This window comes from Amphibacillus indicireducens, assembly GCF_039539605.1.
In the GTDB taxonomy this organism is placed as follows: Bacteria; Bacillota; Bacilli; order Bacillales; family Amphibacillaceae; genus Amphibacillus; species Amphibacillus indicireducens.
The window spans coordinates 31548-49220 of sequence record NZ_BAABDL010000123.1; the positions used below are offsets into that span (position 1 = coordinate 31548).

12 protein-coding genes and 3 riboswitches are annotated in these 17673 nt (G+C 38.4%); of the genes, 6 read left to right on the forward strand and 6 right to left on the reverse strand.

Annotated elements, in window-relative coordinates; translation table 11 throughout:
• Positions 1-107: 107 nt before the first annotated feature.
• A complete protein-coding gene (locus ABD814_RS11485) occupies positions 108-2081 on the reverse strand; it encodes a glycoside hydrolase family 31 protein (RefSeq protein WP_344913283.1) in 1974 nt (657 codons plus the stop codon).
• 157 nt (positions 2082-2238) lie between these two features.
• Between ABD814_RS11485 and ABD814_RS11490 the strand changes: the two genes are divergently transcribed.
• A complete protein-coding gene (locus ABD814_RS11490) occupies positions 2239-3129 on the forward strand; it encodes a helix-turn-helix domain-containing protein (protein ID WP_344913303.1) in 891 nt (296 codons plus the stop codon).
• 19 nt (positions 3130-3148) lie between these two features.
• Here ABD814_RS11490 and ade read toward each other — a convergent pair whose 3' ends face one another.
• The 3 genes from ade to ABD814_RS11505 form a co-directional block, all read right to left on the reverse strand.
• Positions 3149-4930 carry an adenine deaminase gene (gene ade / locus ABD814_RS11495; RefSeq protein WP_344913285.1) on the reverse strand — a complete coding sequence of 594 codons (1782 nt, stop codon included), beginning with the start codon at positions 4928-4930 and terminating at the stop codon, positions 3149-3151.
• A gap of 156 nt (positions 4931-5086) precedes the next feature.
• Positions 5087-5186: riboswitch (purine riboswitch) on the reverse strand.
• 21 nt (positions 5187-5207) lie between these two features.
• The gene (locus tag ABD814_RS11500) at positions 5208-6062 is read right to left on the reverse strand and encodes a Cof-type HAD-IIB family hydrolase (protein ID WP_344913287.1); all 855 of its coding nucleotides are present in this window, start codon (positions 6060-6062) and stop codon (positions 5208-5210) included.
• A 104-nt stretch (positions 6063-6166) separates the two neighbouring features.
• Positions 6167-7138: a ring-cleaving dioxygenase gene (locus ABD814_RS11505; RefSeq protein ID WP_344913289.1), complete on the reverse strand. Its 972-nt coding sequence runs from the start codon at positions 7136-7138 to the stop codon at positions 6167-6169.
• A gap of 667 nt (positions 7139-7805) precedes the next feature.
• Positions 7806-7914, forward strand: a riboswitch (NiCo riboswitch).
• A 126-nt stretch (positions 7915-8040) separates the two neighbouring features.
• Here ABD814_RS11505 and ABD814_RS11510 point away from each other — a divergent pair.
• The 4 genes from ABD814_RS11510 to nagB all read left to right on the forward strand — a co-directional run bounded on the left by ABD814_RS11510 (position 8041) and on the right by nagB (position 12959).
• Positions 8041-9876, forward strand: a complete 1836-nt coding sequence (locus ABD814_RS11510; protein WP_344913291.1) for a heavy metal translocating P-type ATPase — start codon at positions 8041-8043, stop codon at positions 9874-9876.
• Positions 9877-10328: 452 nt separating this feature from the next.
• Positions 10329-10441, forward strand: a riboswitch (TPP riboswitch).
• Positions 10442-10512: 71 nt separating this feature from the next.
• Positions 10513-10998: an energy coupling factor transporter S component ThiW gene (gene thiW / locus ABD814_RS11515; protein ID WP_344913293.1), complete on the forward strand. Its 486-nt coding sequence runs from the start codon at positions 10513-10515 to the stop codon at positions 10996-10998.
• Between the two features lie 78 nt (positions 10999-11076).
• Positions 11077-12234, forward strand: a complete 1158-nt coding sequence (nagA, locus tag ABD814_RS11520) for an N-acetylglucosamine-6-phosphate deacetylase (protein WP_344913295.1) — start codon at positions 11077-11079, stop codon at positions 12232-12234.
• Positions 12231-12959: a glucosamine-6-phosphate deaminase gene (gene nagB / locus ABD814_RS11525; RefSeq protein WP_344913297.1), complete on the forward strand. Its 729-nt coding sequence runs from the start codon at positions 12231-12233 to the stop codon at positions 12957-12959. The genes nagA and nagB overlap by 4 nt, the downstream gene beginning before the upstream one ends.
• Before the next feature lie 54 nt (positions 12960-13013).
• Here nagB and ABD814_RS11530 read toward each other — a convergent pair whose 3' ends face one another.
• Positions 13014-13619, reverse strand: coding sequence for a hypothetical protein (locus tag ABD814_RS11530; RefSeq protein WP_344913299.1), 606 nt, complete (start codon positions 13617-13619; stop codon positions 13014-13016).
• A 270-nt stretch (positions 13620-13889) separates the two neighbouring features.
• Between ABD814_RS11530 and zupT the strand changes: the two genes are divergently transcribed.
• Positions 13890-14699, forward strand: coding sequence for a zinc transporter ZupT (gene zupT / locus ABD814_RS11535; protein ID WP_344913305.1), 810 nt, complete (start codon positions 13890-13892; stop codon positions 14697-14699).
• Between the two features lie 343 nt (positions 14700-15042).
• Here zupT and helD read toward each other — a convergent pair whose 3' ends face one another.
• Positions 15043-17388, reverse strand: coding sequence for an RNA polymerase recycling motor HelD (gene helD, locus ABD814_RS11540; protein WP_344913301.1), 2346 nt, complete (start codon positions 17386-17388; stop codon positions 15043-15045).
• Positions 17389-17673: the final 285 nt, after the last annotated feature.

Below are 17673 nucleotides of genomic sequence, written 5' to 3' on the forward strand. Positions count from 1 at the left end.
CTGTTATGCACAAGTTCAATAAAATGCAGACGAGTTCGATGGTGTTTCAATGATTACGTCAAAAAAGCAGGCGTAGAATATTTTCTACACCTGCTCCCACCGCAGTCTTATTCAAAATTAACATTAAGCTCTGCGTTATTTTTAATAAATAATGGAATCTGTTCTAATGGCGCATCAACCAGAATCGATTGGCCACCTTGATGAACTTCAGAAGTATAAGCGTTTTTCCACTCTGCACCTTGAGGAAGATAAACTGTTCGACTTCGGTCACCTTCATTCAAGACTGGAGCTACTAAAATAGCGTGACCGAATAAGTATTGGTCATCGACATCCCAAGCTTGGTTATCCTCTGGGAAATCATAAAATAGCGGTCGCATTGGTGGCGTGCCCTTCTCGTGCGCTTCCTTCATGATTTCTTTAATATACGGCTTCAACTGCTCACGAATATTCATAAATTTCTCGAAAATTGGATACGCTTCTTCACCATAACTCCAAACTTCATTATCTGCACCACTATGACATTGGCCTCCGCCAGTCGTACCGATTGGTTCTTGCATCGGTGAACGATCACCGTGGACACGGAAAACTGGAGAAAATGCACCGTATTGGAACCAGCGAACCATACACTCTCTAAATGATGGATCGGTCGGATCACCACCATGAAAACCACCGATATCCGTTGTCCACCAAGGAATCCCAGCTATCGCCATATTTAATCCTGCTCGGACTTGTTTATTTAGTGATTCAAAGCTCGAAGGAATATCGCCAGACCAGACAAGCGCGCCATAACGCTGACTCCCTGCCCAAGCAGCACGAACAAGGTTGATGATATTTTCCTGACCTTCTTCCGCCATGCCATCATAAAATGTTCGACTATAATTTAGCGGATATAGATTCCCATATTGTAAGCTTGGACCAATATGATAGCGATAAATATCGTGGTCATAAACGGACATTTCTGGCTCAGCTTCATCTAGCCAAAAGATCTTGATGCCATAATCATAATAGTTTCGCTTGATTTTCTTCCATAAATACGATCGCGCTTCTGGATTCGTCGGATCAAATAATTTGTTTGAACCGAGGAAGTTAAACTGTGTGCCAATCCCACGGTCGGTTTTCAGAAGATAACCTTTTTCCGTCATCTCTTGATAATTTTCACTCTCAGTTTGCACAGTCGGCCAAACTGAAACCATCAGTTCAATCCCTAGCTCATTCAATTCCTCGACCATCGCCTTTGGATCCGGCCAATACTTAGAATCAAACTTCCAATCCCCTTGATTTGTCCAGTGGAAGAAGTCGATGACAATCACTGACAATGGAAGTCCACGTTTTTTGTACTCTCGTGCGATACTTAATAATTCATCTTGTGTTTGATATCTTAACTTACTTTGCCAAAAACCCATCGCATACTCTGGCATCATCGGTACTTTACCAGTCGCGTTTGCATATGCTTCTTCAATTTCAGCTGGCGTATCACCCGCTGTAATCCAGTAGTCTAGCTGTTTTGTTGACTGGGCTGACCACTCAGTAATATTTAAGTTAAAATTTGCTCTTCCTATCGCTGGATTGTTCCACAAAAATCCGTAACCTAAGTTTGACAGCACAAATGGGACACTAATTTGGCTATTTCGATGCGTTAACTCAAGCTGACATCCTTTTAAGTTCATCAATGTTTGTTGATATTGCCCCATGCCAAACAATTTTTCATTCGGATCAGACTCTAAACGGAGCGTTAATTGATAATCACTACTACCAACCTTAGGTGTTAACTCCCTTCCCCCATACTTAAGTTGATAAGTATGTTCAGATTCTTGTAATAAAACTTCACCCTTTTGATTATAAATGGTCATTTGACCGGTCTGTTGCAAGATTGCTTTAATTTTACCATTCACAATTTCTGCTGTTTTCTCTTTAATTGTAATCGATGTTTCTGTTTGCTTAGGTGCTAATAATGCCCAATCTGATTTTTCAAACTCACCGTATGATGCTCGGACTCTGAAGGAATTTTCTCCCCAAGGCTGAATGACTAACGTTTCTCCATCATACTTTCTTACTAACGCATGATTGATCTTTTCAAACATCATTTTTCCTCCTCTAATGATTGTCGTTCAATCGATAGTTGTTATTTAAAGTACTAATCTATTATAATCATATTATATTACTATTAAGTCACGAGAAACAATCCCTAATCTTCCGATTTAATCATACTAAATTACGATATTGGAGTTGAAATAAGTGATGAAGAAAGTTCAATTTTCAAAAGAGGAACATACAAAGATACCTGACCCTGCTTTTCCAATCAATATTTTTTTTATTCGTCATCCTGACCAAAGCACCATCCCACTTCATTGGCATAATCATTTCGAGTGGATCTATATCACAAAAGGTTCATTTCGCGTTCAAGTTGGCGCTGAGTTTAAAGACCTAACTGAGGGAGATATCGTCTTTATCAATCGGGAGGAGTTACACTCTGCCTTTCCAAACTCAAATAAGAGCCAATTGTATGCGATTGTTTATAATCATACTTTTCTAATCGATGGGGAATTAGACCGTGTTCAAAGAAACTATTTAGTTCCACTATTAAATAATGAACTTAAAATACCATTTTTCTTTGAAACAAGTCACTATCAATCTAAAGAACTCCAGAATTGTTTAGAAAAAATGATCGATGCTTTTTCAGAAAAAACAGGTGGTTATGAAATCCTTGTCAAAGCGTACTTACTAGAAGCGATTGCCCATGCCATTCGAATCGCACAGGTGTCTCCAGCGACTGACAAACAAATAAATAAACATGCTGTGATTGAGCCAATCCTTTATCATATAAGTAACCATTTTGATCAGTCTATTAGCGTTAAGGAAGCGGCAGAGCACTGTAATTTGAGTCCAAACTACTTCTGTCATGTGTTTAAAAAGGCGACGGGGTATACTTTAAAGGAGTATATTAATCTTGTCAGAATATCGGAAGCAGAGCGGTTATTGTATAGCAATCAATATAATATCCAACAGATTGCCTATTTAGTCGGCTTTTCCAACTCCACTTATTTTGGCCGAACATTTAAAAAGTTTAAACAAAAAACACCTAGCGAGGTGTTGCGAATCTATCATGAAAATAAACAGGATGATCGTTGACTGATCATCCTGTTTTATCTTATTCTATGACTGGAATAAACTTGAATTTAGTAACATCAACAAGTCCACGGTTAGAGATGCGGATATCTGGAATAACTGGAAGTGCAATTAATGAGAAAGTCATAAATGGTGCATGAATTTGACATCCGATATCTTGCCATGCTTGATCAAGCTGATTCACTTGCTTGACAACAGTTTCTGCTCGTTGATCTGACATTAATCCCGCAACTGGTAAAGGAACCTCGGCTAGTACTTTACCATTTTCAACAACGACCATTCCGCCACCTAGCTCAACTAAATAATTGGCTGCAAACGCCATGTCGTCATCGTTAGTTCCCATCACAAGCAAGTTATGACTGTCATGCGCGACTGTTGAAGCAACAGCTCCTTTTTTCAATTTAAAGCCATGGGCAAAAGCAACAGAAATATCACCAGATTTGTGATGACGATCGAGACAAGCTAATTTAATCACGTCTTGGTCCAGGTCTGAAACGATTGTTTGATCCGCTTCAACGACTAACTCAAATTGAGTCCGTTTTGTTCGTGCACTATTTTCGATCACTTCTTTCACATTTGCGGTCACACGATCCGTGCTTGATTTAGCTTTGACAATAAAATCGCTCGGCTTGATTGCCCGTTTAACGTGCACAGAATCTTTAACGTGATCGGGATACTCATATGTTGGCAAATCAACAATTAATTTGCCATCTTGTGCGACAATTTTTCCATCAGCAATCACCATTGTAGGTTCCACTAATTCGAGTTGATCTAAAATGATTATGTCAGCCACTTTTCGTGGTGAGATACTGCCGTAATCGTCGGCTAATTTGAAATAGCGTGCTGTGTTGATTGATGCGAGTTTAATTGCTGTGACTGGGTCAATCCCTTCTTCAATCGCACGACGAACGACATGATTGACTTGGCCTTTTTCAACAAGAGTTTGCGGGTAAATATCGTCCGTGACGAGCATAATTTGGTCTGTATTCACTTTGTCGATCGTAATCACTTTTGCCAGTTCTTTAACGTCGTGCCAAGCGGAGCCTTCACGAATCATTAGGTGCATGCCTAAGCGTAATTTTTCTAGTGCTTTTTCGCGTGTAATTGTCTCGTGACAAGAGTTAGCACCTGAAGTTAGGTAGGCTTGGAGCATCTGGTCAGTTCCGTCTGGGAAATGTCCGGTAACTGTTTTCCCTGCATGAAGTGTTGCATTAATCACGCCGAGCATTAACGGATCACGATTGACTACACCAGGAAAATTCATCATTTCGCCTAAGCCGACAACACCACCCCATGTCAGTCCTTCTTCAACATCTTCTACAGTAATCTTTGCACCTGCATCTTCAAAGTCAGCTGTTGCAGGGACACAGGAAGGAAAAGTAGTAAATACATGTAATGGTAGCTTGCGTCCTTCTTCGTGCATGTGGCGAACCCCTTCTTTGCCAAAAACATTCGCCATTTCGTGTGGATCCATAAAAATACTCGTCGTTCCTTTTGTCAGTGCCATGCGGGCAAATTCCGTAACTGTTAGCATCGTACTTTCAACGTGCATATGGCCATCCATTAGGCCTGGTGCTAGGTATTTACCTTCGAGATCAATCACTTCGGTTTCTGGTCCAATCGTGTGGTCTGCATGTCCAACATAAGCAATTCGGTTACCTGAAATCGCAACGTCAATGTTTTTGTTTAATTCTCCAGTAATGACGTTGACGAGTGTGCCTTGCTTTAAAACGAGGTCTGCTGGTTTTTCTCCGAGTGCGACTTGAATCAATGTTTGATTAACTTGCGGTAATTGACTTTTCATTCTTAACGCTTCCCTTCTTGTTTTGAATGGACTTAATCAATTTGGCTTTTCGTCTGCATAACCTGAAGTAATCGGATTGTGGTGATTATTAAAATTGATATTAAAAAAGTCTAGTATGTACTAGACAAAAATGTGTAACTGAAAAAGGGTATAGTTACCCCTTTATCGTTCACATGTAGTCCAATGATTACGGTCATTTGGTAGAAACGCTTACGCCAATTCATAAGCCTATACATGTCTCTCTAATATGTTTTTTCAATTATAGCATGAAACCTGATTAATTATCGAGTAAAATTTTTTTTAGATAATGATACAATCCTTCTTCATCGTTCGTAAAAGCTGTAACCTCATCAGTCATTGCTTGAACCTGAGCAGGTGCATTTTTCATCGCAACAGTGTGTCCAGCGAGTTTAAACATACTTTCATCATTGTAACTATCACCAATCGCTAAAATTTCATCTGCTGAAATGTTCAATTCATCAATCAAATTTTGAATCCCCGTTCCTTTATTCTTACCTTTAACCATCACTTCAACATTATTTAAACTAGAAGATGTCATCGAAAATGGTAGGCTTCGTTTTTGCTCTCTTAATACTGAAATCCAACGTTTCATTCTTTCAGGACTACGACTAAAGAAATAAAATTTAGAGTAATCCCCCGTCGGCACCTTGTCGACCCAGTTAATTAATCCCGCTAACGCCTCTTCACGCTCACGCCACTCATTAATCCCGACTGTATCAGGCATTGGCTGTTCCATTTCAGCTAATAATGTCGGCTCATCCTGACGTTCAACAATTTGTGAGCCCTCAGTCGGAAATAACTCATAATAGATCTGATTATCTTGCGCTAATTTAACAATCGCTTCAACGACATGGAATGGCAATGTATATTCAAATAATTTTTTATCCCCTAAGTAGCCAGTCATTCCGTTTGAGCTAATCACACCATCGACCTCAAACCCTTCAGGCGTTGTCGTGAAAATTTCATTCTTGCCCCGTCCAGTGACGATAAAAACATAAATTCCTAATTTGCGGATTTCGTCGATCACATTTTTCGTGTTTTCAGTAACGCGATTAAAGTTATTCAACATCGTTCCATCCATATCTAAGAAAATCGCTTTTGGCTTCTGCATTGATTATCTCCTCGTCCAAATATATATTTACCACTAGTATAGCACCAATCATGTTTTAGGCAAAAAAGCAGGCTACGACAATATGCGCACCTGCTTTATGTTGATTATTTTTTACTATTTAAAGGTTTTAATATTGCTTCGATTTCTTCACGTTTATGCTCAATAAATGGTGGTAATGCAAGTCTTTCACCTAACGTTTCTTCTGGTTCGTCTGTTAAAAATCCTGGTTCATCAGTCGATAGTTCATAAAGAATCCCGTTTGGCTCACGGAAATAAAAAGCTTCAAAATAGTAGCGATCCACAATGCCTGAGTTCGGAAGACGCTCTTTCTTAATCTTCTCAGCCCATGCCTCTAATTCAGCCCGATCCTTCACTCGAAAAGCGACGTGGTGAACACTACCTCGACCTGGTCTTTCGCGCGGGAGATCTGTTCTTACTTCAACATGGATTTCAGCACCTGTCCCTCCCTCACCTGTTTGATAAACCTCAACATTTGGTTGTCCGTCCTGATAAGCTGGATCGTTTCCAACATGACGGAAGTTCATTAAATTTACCAACTTGTCCTCAGTTGGTATAAGGTCAGGCACAGTTAACCGAACCGGACCTAAACCTGCGATGCCAAATTCAACAGGAACTGAACTCTTATCCCAAGGGATTCCCGCTTCAACGCCTGTATTATTTTGATCTGAAACAAGCATTAACCGTTGCCCTTCTGGGTCTTCGAAGAAAATCACCTTACGACCTAGCTGCTCACTCACACCTTGATGATTAACAGCAAACTCGTCAAAACGCTTAACCCAATAATTAATCGCCTCGTCATTTGTGACTCGTAAGCCGGTTAAAGAAATACTGTTGTTGCCTCGATATGTGCGTCCGATTCCGAGCATTTCAAAAAAGGTTAAATCCGTTCCCGGTCGACCAATTTCATCTGCGTAAAATAAGTGATACATATGATGTGAATCTTGATTGACTGTTTTTTTAACTAAACGCATCCCCAAAATTTCTGTGTAAAATTGATAGTTCCGTTCTGCACTTGCCGTCATCGCCGATACGTGATGTAGTCCTGAAAATTGCATGCCGATAACCTCCTATTGTTCTGTTAATTTAATTATAACTGATAATTATCTCGAATTCAAGATAGTTGGCTTATATATTATTAATTGCTTGACAACGACCTTAACAGTGATGAATCGATTTTTGATTACAATTGAATGAATTTCATAATGACTTAATTGGCTATAAAACACGAACAATTGAGTTGCAGGTAACGCGGTGATTTCCACTCTAGGCGGACGCTTTCCGCGGGATCGGCCTCAGCTAATTGATAAAAGCTTTCCAAGCTTTTATCACTGGATCTTCGGACACGATCTGTTCCCGCTGGAGTCGCCGCCTGCCGTTTCAATCACTTGATTAGGCTTCTTTATTTACGTATGATATTGTGTTTTTATTCGTCATTGTTCGTGTTCTTAATTAGATTTTTGTATTATAAAATTGACTCAATTGTTTAATTTTTTTAGTTCGGACAAATGTTTGAGATTGCCAAATGAATATTCCGTTGTAGGACCAACTTCGGACATACTTTGTCCACTTAACTTGAAATCTGTCCGATGTGGAACAAAAATTTGGCGTTCATCTGATTTTAAAAATTCTTTGTAAAGTATTTGACATTCTCTATGAAGAATTGTATGATAAATTTATCAATTAAATTATATCTCAGCGTTTCACATATAAATGAACGCGAGATCATTTTGAATCTGAGCAAGCTGCAAAATGTGTTTTTAGTTTATGCAGCCCGGTCACAAAGTTGTGACAGCAGAGTGCGTCTATCCAAGGGCACATCTGTGAGACAGTAACTACTGTCCCATAGGTGTGCCCTTTTTTATTATTTAAAGGGAGTGATTTAATTTTTAATTAGCGAAAAGAACGAATGAAATCCAAACTAAGTGATTACTATTTCATCAGGAGAGGATGTTGTTAAATGTTAAAGTTTTTAATCAGAAATAGGAATGGGCAGTTTTTGCTTATCGGTACCTTCATGGCTGTTTTAGGTTTTAGTTTAATCTTGATTAATAGTCCCTATAGTCGTTTTGCTTTCTACATTGCCATTTTCTTTTTAGGATTTTTTGCTGCTAAAAATGCTCTGGTTGATACAATTCAATCCAAATCCCCTAACGTCGACTTATTAATGATCTTATCCGCAATTGGCGCAATGTTGATTAACTATGAATCTGAAGGTGCAATGCTGTTATTAATCTTTGCGGGAGCTGAGGTTTTAGAAGATTACGCTTCAAACAAATCAACAAGCGCAATCTCTGAGTTAATGGCACAAGTTCCAACCGTTGCACAAGTATTGAAGCCAAATGGTGATGTTGTTGAAGTACCAACTGACGACTTAGCAATTGGTGATCTTGTGATCGTTTCAAAAGGGGCACAAATTCCGATTGATGGTAAAACCGATCGCGACTCAATGATTAGTGAGGCTGCTTTAACTGGAGAATCTATACCTGTAGAAAAGAAAGCAGATGATCATGTTTTTGCCGGAACAATCAACGAAGGCAATGTGTTTCATTTATTGGTGACAAAATTAAGTCATGAAACTGTTTTTTCAAATATTATTCGTATGGTTGAAGAAGCGCAAAATCGCCCATCGAAAGTTGCCAAATTTATCGATCGGATCGAATCAAAATATGTGATGACCGTCTTAATTGTCGTACCAATTTTTATTGCGATCCTATATTATTTTATCGACCTCGATTTTCAAGAAGCGTTTTATCGCGGAATGGTCTTATTAACCGTTGCCAGCCCTTGTGCCTTAGTCGCGTCGGCCACACCTGCGACACTGAGTGCGATTAGTAACGGTGCCAAAAATGGTGTTCTCTTTAAGGGTGGCGCGGCGATGGAGGCGCTTAGCTCGATGGACATTTTATATAGTGATAAAACTGGAACATTAACGTTTGGTGAATTTCAAGTGATTGAACATGAAATGGATCGAGAGATTTTAAAAGAAGTTGTTTATATTGAGCAGCAATCGACTCACCCAATTGCTGATGCGATCGTAGCTGCTTTTAAAGATATTGATCTTGATTCGGTCGATCAGCGAGAGCCTGTCGAAGAAATTGCTGGTTCTGGGATTAAAAAAGGCGAGATAATTGTTGGTAAGCCTTCGATCTTTGACACGTACAATGATCCAGACAACTATCGTGGTAAAATCACAGCTGGCTACACGACCGTTTTTGTTGGCATCGACGATCAAATTGTCGGCTACTTTACCCTCGCCGATCAGATTCGCGATGAATCTGCTGAAGCTGTAGCTGGATTCCAAGCTGAAAAGATTAAAGTCTCATTGATTACTGGTGACAATGAAATGGTTGCCAAGAAAGTCGCCAACGAAGTGAATGTTGATGACTATTTTGCCAATTGCTCACCTGAAGACAAAATAAAATTTGTCCAAGAAAATCAGGCAATGGGGCAGGTTGTTGGCATGATCGGTGATGGGATTAATGATGCACCAGCACTAGCTAATGCTGATATTGGGATCGCAATGGGCAGTGGCTCATCTGTAGCGATGGAGTCAGCAGACGTAGTGATTGTGAAAAATAATTTAGCGAAATTGCTTTATAGTTTTAAGCTAAGTCAAAAGTTAAATAAAATTATTATTCAAAACGTGATTTTTTCAATTGTAGTGATTGTCTCATTGATTGGTTTAAATATTTTTGGTTGGCTAGGTTTGCCGTTGGGTGTTGTTTTTCATGAAGGATCAACGATTTTAGTGATCTTAAATGGTTTGCGATTATTGAAGCAAAGTAAAGCTTAGTCTGATGCGAGTTCTATCACAGAGAGCTGTTTGCTTTGAAGGGAATAATGACTCCCTTAAAATAACCTTTGCCTTTTTTTGAATCATCACTCATATTAATTGTATGAGTTATAACCTTTAAGGAGCTGATCTTTTGGTGAAAAACAGCAAATACTCGATACTTATAGCATTTGTCTGTATGATCATTTTTGTCATCATCCGATTTACAGATTTATCTGTCATTCCTTTATTGGGAGCAACAGTTATTTTATCCATTATTGGGATCATACTTGGGTTTCGATCAAAAAATCCTTTAATAACAACGATTCATTTTTTAATCTTATCGTTCTCTTTATTGGTCCTGTTCTTTTTGTTAATGCTTCATGGTAGAGCAATTAATGGTTAGTTACAACCTGAGTGTATCAACTTGTAATTTTATGTTAGACGTGTTATCGTTGAGTTAATTCAATAGCTTTGACTACTAGGGGTGCCGATCGGATCGGCTGAGAGGAAAGAATTCAATCTTTCTAACCCTTTTGAACCTGATCTAGTTCATACTAGCGGAGGGAAGTAGCACTTCTTTAGCCTATCAGGTTCTTCTTTCGCTGCAATTGACAGCTTTTAGTCAACGCAACAATAAAAGGAGGACTATTTTTTATGAAAAAAACAAATCAATTGACACTGATTGCGGCCTTTATTGCCATTGGTGTCGTCGGGGCGAGCTTTCTCTGGTTTCCAACTGGGATTGCGCAAGCCTACCCTGTTCAGCACGCGATTAATGTGATTAGTGCCGTTATTCTTGGTCCAATTCCGACAGTCATTATCGCGTTTGGAATTGGGCTTGTTCGCAATGCATTAGGTCTTGGTACATTACTCGCTTTTCCAGGTGGAATGGCAGGCGCATTACTGGCCGGAATCTTTTATCGTTACCGTAAGAAAACAAGCTCTGCAGTAATTGGAGAGATTGTCGGAACCGGAATTGTTGGGTCACTGCTTTCAATACCTGTTGCACGACTGATTATGGGTCAAAGTGTCGGTGTACTCGCTTTTGTACCTGGATTTTTGATCAGTAGTGTGATCGGTGCAGTCATTGCCTCCCTAATTGTGCCGAAATTAAAAACTTATTATCAACGTCATGATTAATCACCACATTTGTGGTGATTTTTTCATCTTAAAATGTCATAATAATAAAGGAAGACTACACTAAGTTGGTGAAAAATGATGCTAATAATAAACGCAAAAATTTATACCGAGCAGGAAATGATGATTGGTCATCTTTTAATCAAAAACGGAAAAATTGAGCAGATTTATCATGATCTTCCGAATGATTTTAACGAACCAATTAAAATGATCGATGCGAACAACTTAAACTTAATCCCTGGTTTTATCGATACTCATATCCACGGAGCAAATGGTGCTGATGTGATGGATGCAACACCAGAAGCAATCGAGACGATGGCAAATTACCTCGTCTCTGAAGGAACAACGAGTTTTCTTGCGACAACGATCACGCAGTCGACAGATAAGATTGAACGTGCACTAACAAATCTTGGCCAGTATCAAAATATTGACACAGGTGCTGAGATGATCGGTATTCATCTCGAAGGACCATTTATTGAAAAATCAAAAGCCGGAGCACAGCCGTTAGAGTATATTATTAAGCCTGATTTAGACTTATTTAATCGGTGGCAACAGCTTGCTAAGCATAAAATTAAAACTGTCACAATTGCTCCAGAGCATGATCGAGACTACCAGTTTACTTCCGCCCTACGTCGAGCAAGCGTTAATGTTTCCGCCGGTCACACGGATGTGAATTTTTCAGGAATAAAAGAAGCCGTTAACCATGGGGTGAATCAAGTGACGCACCTTTGTAATGCGATGAGTGGAATTGGTCATCGTGATATTGGTGTTGTAGGTGGTGCGTTTTTGCTTGAAAAAATTAAGGCAGAAATTATCGCAGATGGTATTCATGTCGACACGAACATGTTAAAATTAATTTATCAAAATATTGGTTCTGAGCGATTGATTTTGATTACTGATGCGATGCGAGCAAAAGGGCTTGAACCCGGTGATTATGAATTAGGCGGTCAGCCTGTTGTTGTGACTGAGGACCGTACTCTTTTGTCTGATGGAACGTTAGCTGGGAGTATCTTGAGGATGATTGATGGGGCAAAACAATTTTTTGCTATGCCTAGTGTTTCGATTCATGATATTATTTTAATGGCGTCAATTAATCCAGCAAAACAGGTCGGTGTTTTTAATCAAAAAGGGTCGATTGAAGTTGGTAAGGATGCAGATTTATTGCTTGTGGACGATGATTTTGATTTGAAACTAACCCTTAAAAAAGGGGAAATCGTATTTCGAGGAGTGAGCCAATGAAAATTGTAAAAGTAAGTGACTATCAAGAAATGAGTGAATGGGCTGGTAAGCAAGTCATTGAGAAAGTTAAGTCAGTCAGGCAGCCTATTCTAGGTTTAGCAACAGGCTCTACACCTGAAGGGCTTTATCGTTATTTAATCGAGGCGAATAAAAACCATGATGTATCTTTTGAAAATGTAACGACGTTTAATTTAGATGAATATATTGGGCTTGATAGAGATGATCCAAATAGTTATCACTATTTTATGAAAGAAAAATTATTTGATCAGATCGATATTGATCCGAATCGAACGCATTTACCAAATGGGGTTGCGGCTGATATTGAGCAGGAATGTTTGGATTACGAGGCTTTGATTAAGAAAACTGGTGTGATTGATTTACAGATTCTTGGTCTAGGTGTGAATGGACATATTGCCTTTAATGAGCCGGGTACGTCATTTACGAGTCGGACACAACGGACGGATTTAGTTGAAGAGACGATTGAGGCAAATGCGCGGTTCTTTGAAAATAAAGCAGATGTTCCGACTCAAGCAATTACAATGGGGATCGAAACAATTATGGAAAGTAAAGAAATTATTTTACTTGCTTCAGGTGAGAATAAGGCTGAGGCGGTTAAGCGATTAGTTGAAGGTGAAGTAACTGAAGACTTCCCCGCTTCGATTTTACAAAAACACCCGCACGTAACAATTGTGATTGATGAAGCAGCTGCTTCATTACTAAAATAGTCAACAACAAAACGCTTAGACCAAAATCTAAGCGTTTTTTATTTGATTATTGACCTATTCTTCTTCTATTTTGATTTTTAATAAGTACACTAAATCATCTTGTTTAATTATTTGTTCAACTGATGCTGCATCCTTTAAATTAACCGTCCTGATTGAATGATTGGTTGTTTCCCTGTACACGGCTAAAATTGTAGGTTCGCCAGTTTTTATTTCAATCGACTCCTGCTCATTTATAATTTCAAAAGAACTGATTACTCCCTCTTGGGGGTTGCGCTCAATAACTCCACGACCGCTTACTCCTGGAGCGTATAGGATCGCTAGTAGATCAGCTGAATCTAAAGTAACTAGCGCAAATCCCAAATGTCCTTCATCCGCTTCATTTAAACTATTTCCATAATTTAAGCTAATTAACGGATCAGCTTGTTTAACTCCATCTACATAGCTGTCCACCCAAAGATTGACCCACTTATTTTCCGCTTCTGGTAAGGTAAATTCAAAATCAAATATGTTTCCTAAGCTCAGATCTTCAAATGTTTCAACATAATTAGAATCTTGGTTGACTCTAAGTGTAGCGACATTATTATTCTTGCTCGTACAACCAGCACTTAAGATTATAATTAAGAATAAAATAAGAACAAAAACAAACTGTTGCTTTTTCAATTTAGCACTCCTTCAGTCTTTTTGAATTTTCTACCTGTATCATAGCATAGCCAGACCAATCTTTCGATTAGATTATTAATTTTTCATTAAATCAATTGAAAACAGTTGCTTTTTTTGTATGAGCGTTTTAAAATGGACGTAGGTTAAAAAGTTGGTCTAGGGAAACTTTTTAGGTGTACCGAACATTAATAGTTAATATGTTACTAAAAAGCTGACCTTAGGGAGCACTTAATTCAACAATGATTTTTCAGAAAAGAAGGGATTTTTATGATGGATGGAAATATACTGCTTGCTTTTGGCTTAACTTTATTTGCAGGTTTAGCAACAGGGATCGGGAGTTTGCTTGCATTCTTCACCAAAACAACGAATACCAAATTTCTCTCATTTGCACTTGGTTTTTCAGCAGGTGTCATGATTTACGTATCAATGGTTGAGATCTTTTTTAAAGCAAAAGATACTTTAGTCGGTGAACTGGGCGAAGTACAAGGCTCATGGATTACTGTAATTAGTTTCTTTGGCGGAATGTTTTTAATCGGTTTAATTGACCAGTTAATTCCACAGGAAGGTAATCCGCATGAAGTTAAAAAGGTTGAAGATATGGCGAAAAAACCTTCAACACTTAAAGATAAGAAACTATTAAAAATAGGAACATTCACAGCACTAGCAATTGCGATTCATAATTTTCCCGAGGGAATTGCAACATTTACAGCGACGCTTCAAGACCCTGCTTTAGGAATTCCAATTGCAATCGCTGTTGCGATTCATAATATTCCAGAGGGGATTGCTGTTTCAGTTCCGATTTATTATGCAACTGGCAGTAAACGAAAAGCATTCAAACTGTCGTTTTTATCAGGCTTAGCTGAGCCTGCTGGAGCAATTATTGCCTATTTATTATTAATGCCGTTCTTAACAGAGACACTTTTTGGCGTTATTTTTGCCAGTGTAGCAGGAATTATGGTGTTTATTTCACTTGATGAATTAATTCCTGCCGCTAAGCGTTATGATGAAACGCACACATCGATTTATGGTGTAATTTCTGGTATGGCGGTAATGGCTTTAAGTTTATTATTAATGCTATAAGAATGAATTTCATAATTACTTATTTGAGTATAAAACACGAACAATTGAGTTAGAGCTAGCACTCGTGATTTCCACTCTAGGCGGACGCTTTCCGCGGGATCGGCCTCAGCTAATTGATAAAAGCTTTCCAAGCTTTTATCACTGGATCTTCGGACGCGATCTGTTCCCGCTGGAGTCGCCGCCTGCCGTTCCAATCACTTGATTGGGCTTCTTTATTTACGTATGATATTGAATTTTAATTTGTAATCATTCGTGTTTTTAATTAGATTTTTGTATTATGAAATCAACTCATAAGTAAAAAAATAGCCTTTGTCCTTGTTAATAAGTGACAAAGGCTATTTTTTTATTCCGGGCTAATTTCATGAACACGATAAAACTCATACAACGACGTCGGCACTTCTTTAATAAAACGTGACATCCCGCCAATCGCAATTAAGGTCAAATCATGCATTGCTCGTGTACAAGCAGTGTATAAAATGTAACGCTCCAATTCATTTAGATATTGATGTGCTGATGCATCATAAACGATCACGCCATCAAACTCAATCCCTTTTGCTAAATAAACAGGAATGACATGGATTCCTTCTTTAAATGTATGCGTTTCTTGATCAATTAACTGAACTTGTTCATATGATTTTGACAACAATTCCGCTAACTCTCGTGCTTCATCCATTGTTTTTGTAATCACCGCAATATGCGGGTATTTACGATTCAAGTAGTTATCAATACAATCATATAGCTTATACTCAGCGATCGTATCATTATCTAGCTCATAGACAATTGGTCTATTTCCATCACGATTAAATGGTTCAATTTGGTTCCCATCTTCAATAAAAGCACGGGTGAACTCAACAATTGGCTGTGTCGATCGATAACTTCTCATTAATTTAATTTGCTCAGTTTTTTCAATCGCGCCCTCAGTTAAAATATTATCGGTTAAACTATGGTAATAAATCGCTTGATTAACATCTCCTAACAATGTCATCCGACTATTTGGATAAATATACGTTAAATAGCGGAGTTGGAACGTTGAGTAGTCTTGTGCTTCATCTAGGATGATATGTTTAATTGCACGATTTTCTTCAAATCCGACAATCATTTTTTCAAAATAAAGAAATGGCGTTGCGTCTTCCCACGTTAGATTATTAGCCTTAAAACTCTCCTTCGTAAACCTAGCCAACTTCAACCAGTCTTGCTCCGTTAACCCTTGACCAGGGTCCGTTTGATCAAATAATTGCATATATGTCCGCTTCGTATTGACAAAAGCAAACTGTTTAATTTTATCCCGCAACGGCTTCACTCTTCGTTTAACCACTTTTCGTTTTAAATAAGATAACTCAAGATCCGCTTGCTGATAATCTTCGAGTTGTTCACGGACTTGATTTTCCATTTTAGCAAATACATCTTGAAGTTCTTCCTTATCTAATAATTCAACTTCATCCTCAACCCAGTCTTCTTTAACCCATTTACGCTCTAGCTGAGTGAGTTTTTCCAAAATCATTTCTGCAACTTTTTCTAAACGCAGCTGAATTGACACATGTTCAGGGAACTGATAAAAAGACTTCGCAAGCTCATCTTTCGTGAAAATAATTTGATCACGGAAACGAATATTTCTAAACTGAAATCCATCATTCAACAATTCTTTCAAATACGTATCTACTCGATTAAGGAAATGTTCGCTCGATTTATAGCGTATCCCTGATAATCGGGACCATGTATCTGTTTCCGTTTCAGAAAAAACAACTTCAATCTGTTCAAATGGTGATTCAACAGTAAACCGAGAACGCAATTGTTGCTCAACATAATGATAAAAGGTCATTTGTTTAATATTCTGCTCACCTAAGTCAGGTAAGACTCGAGAAACATAGCTATTAAACAACGGGTTCGGTGAAAATAAAATCATTTGATCTGCCGTTAGCGTCTCACGATAGCGATAGAGCAAATAGGCAACACGTTGTAAGGCAGCCGATGTCTTTCCACTACCTGCAACGCCCTGAACAACTAGAAACTTACTTGTTTCATTACGAATAATTTTGTTCTGTTCTTGTTGAATGGTTGCAACAATACTGCCCATTTTGGAGCTCGCAAATTGGCCAAGCACATTTTGGAGCATCTGATCACCAATTGTTAAACCCGTATCAAACATTCCTGTTAATTCGCCTTGTTTGATCACATACTGGCGCTTCAGCTCCATCTCCCCTTCTATATCACCATCAATTGTTTGGTAAGAGGCAGGTCCTGGTGAATAATCATAATACATACTCGAAATTGGTGCGCGCCAATCATAAATCAGAAAATCATCCTCATTTTGATCCATCAATGAGGATGTTCCAATATAGATCTGTTCCCTTTCACTACTTCCTTTTTCGGTAAAATCAATCCGCCCGAAATATGGTTTTTCCTTTAAGTCTAAAAGCTTATTCAACTCATTAGCTAATTGACCGTGACTCCGCTCTCTTTCCGATAAAAACTCAGCTTGTTGCTTCAAGCTTGCTTGCGTTTCGATCGCATCATCCAACTCGGTCAAGTTAACGGTCACATCATCCCAAAAATCTTTTCGAATGCCAATCACTCGTTCTTTAATTAACGCCATATATTTTTTTAAGCGCTTGATCTTATCTTCAATATAAAATCCGATTTCTTCTACTCGGTTATATTCTTCTTGCCAATCTTGATCTTGTTTTGGCATTATCTTCACTCCTATCTGACAAACAACATACTTTAACTTAATCTGAATTTACCCTATATGATATGTCATTATCCATGAAAAAACGATAAATGTCTATCATCCAGCTGTAAAGAGAAATAATTTTTTAAAATAAAGAATCACGATTCAAAGGAGTTGAACTTCTTCGAATCGTGATAAACTAACTAAATCAGGTCTAAATTTTTTCACCAACTTTACGTTAGTTTTGCAGCTACTTTCTGAAAGGTAAGTTTGAGAAGCTTTGATACAGTAAATTGTATCACTATT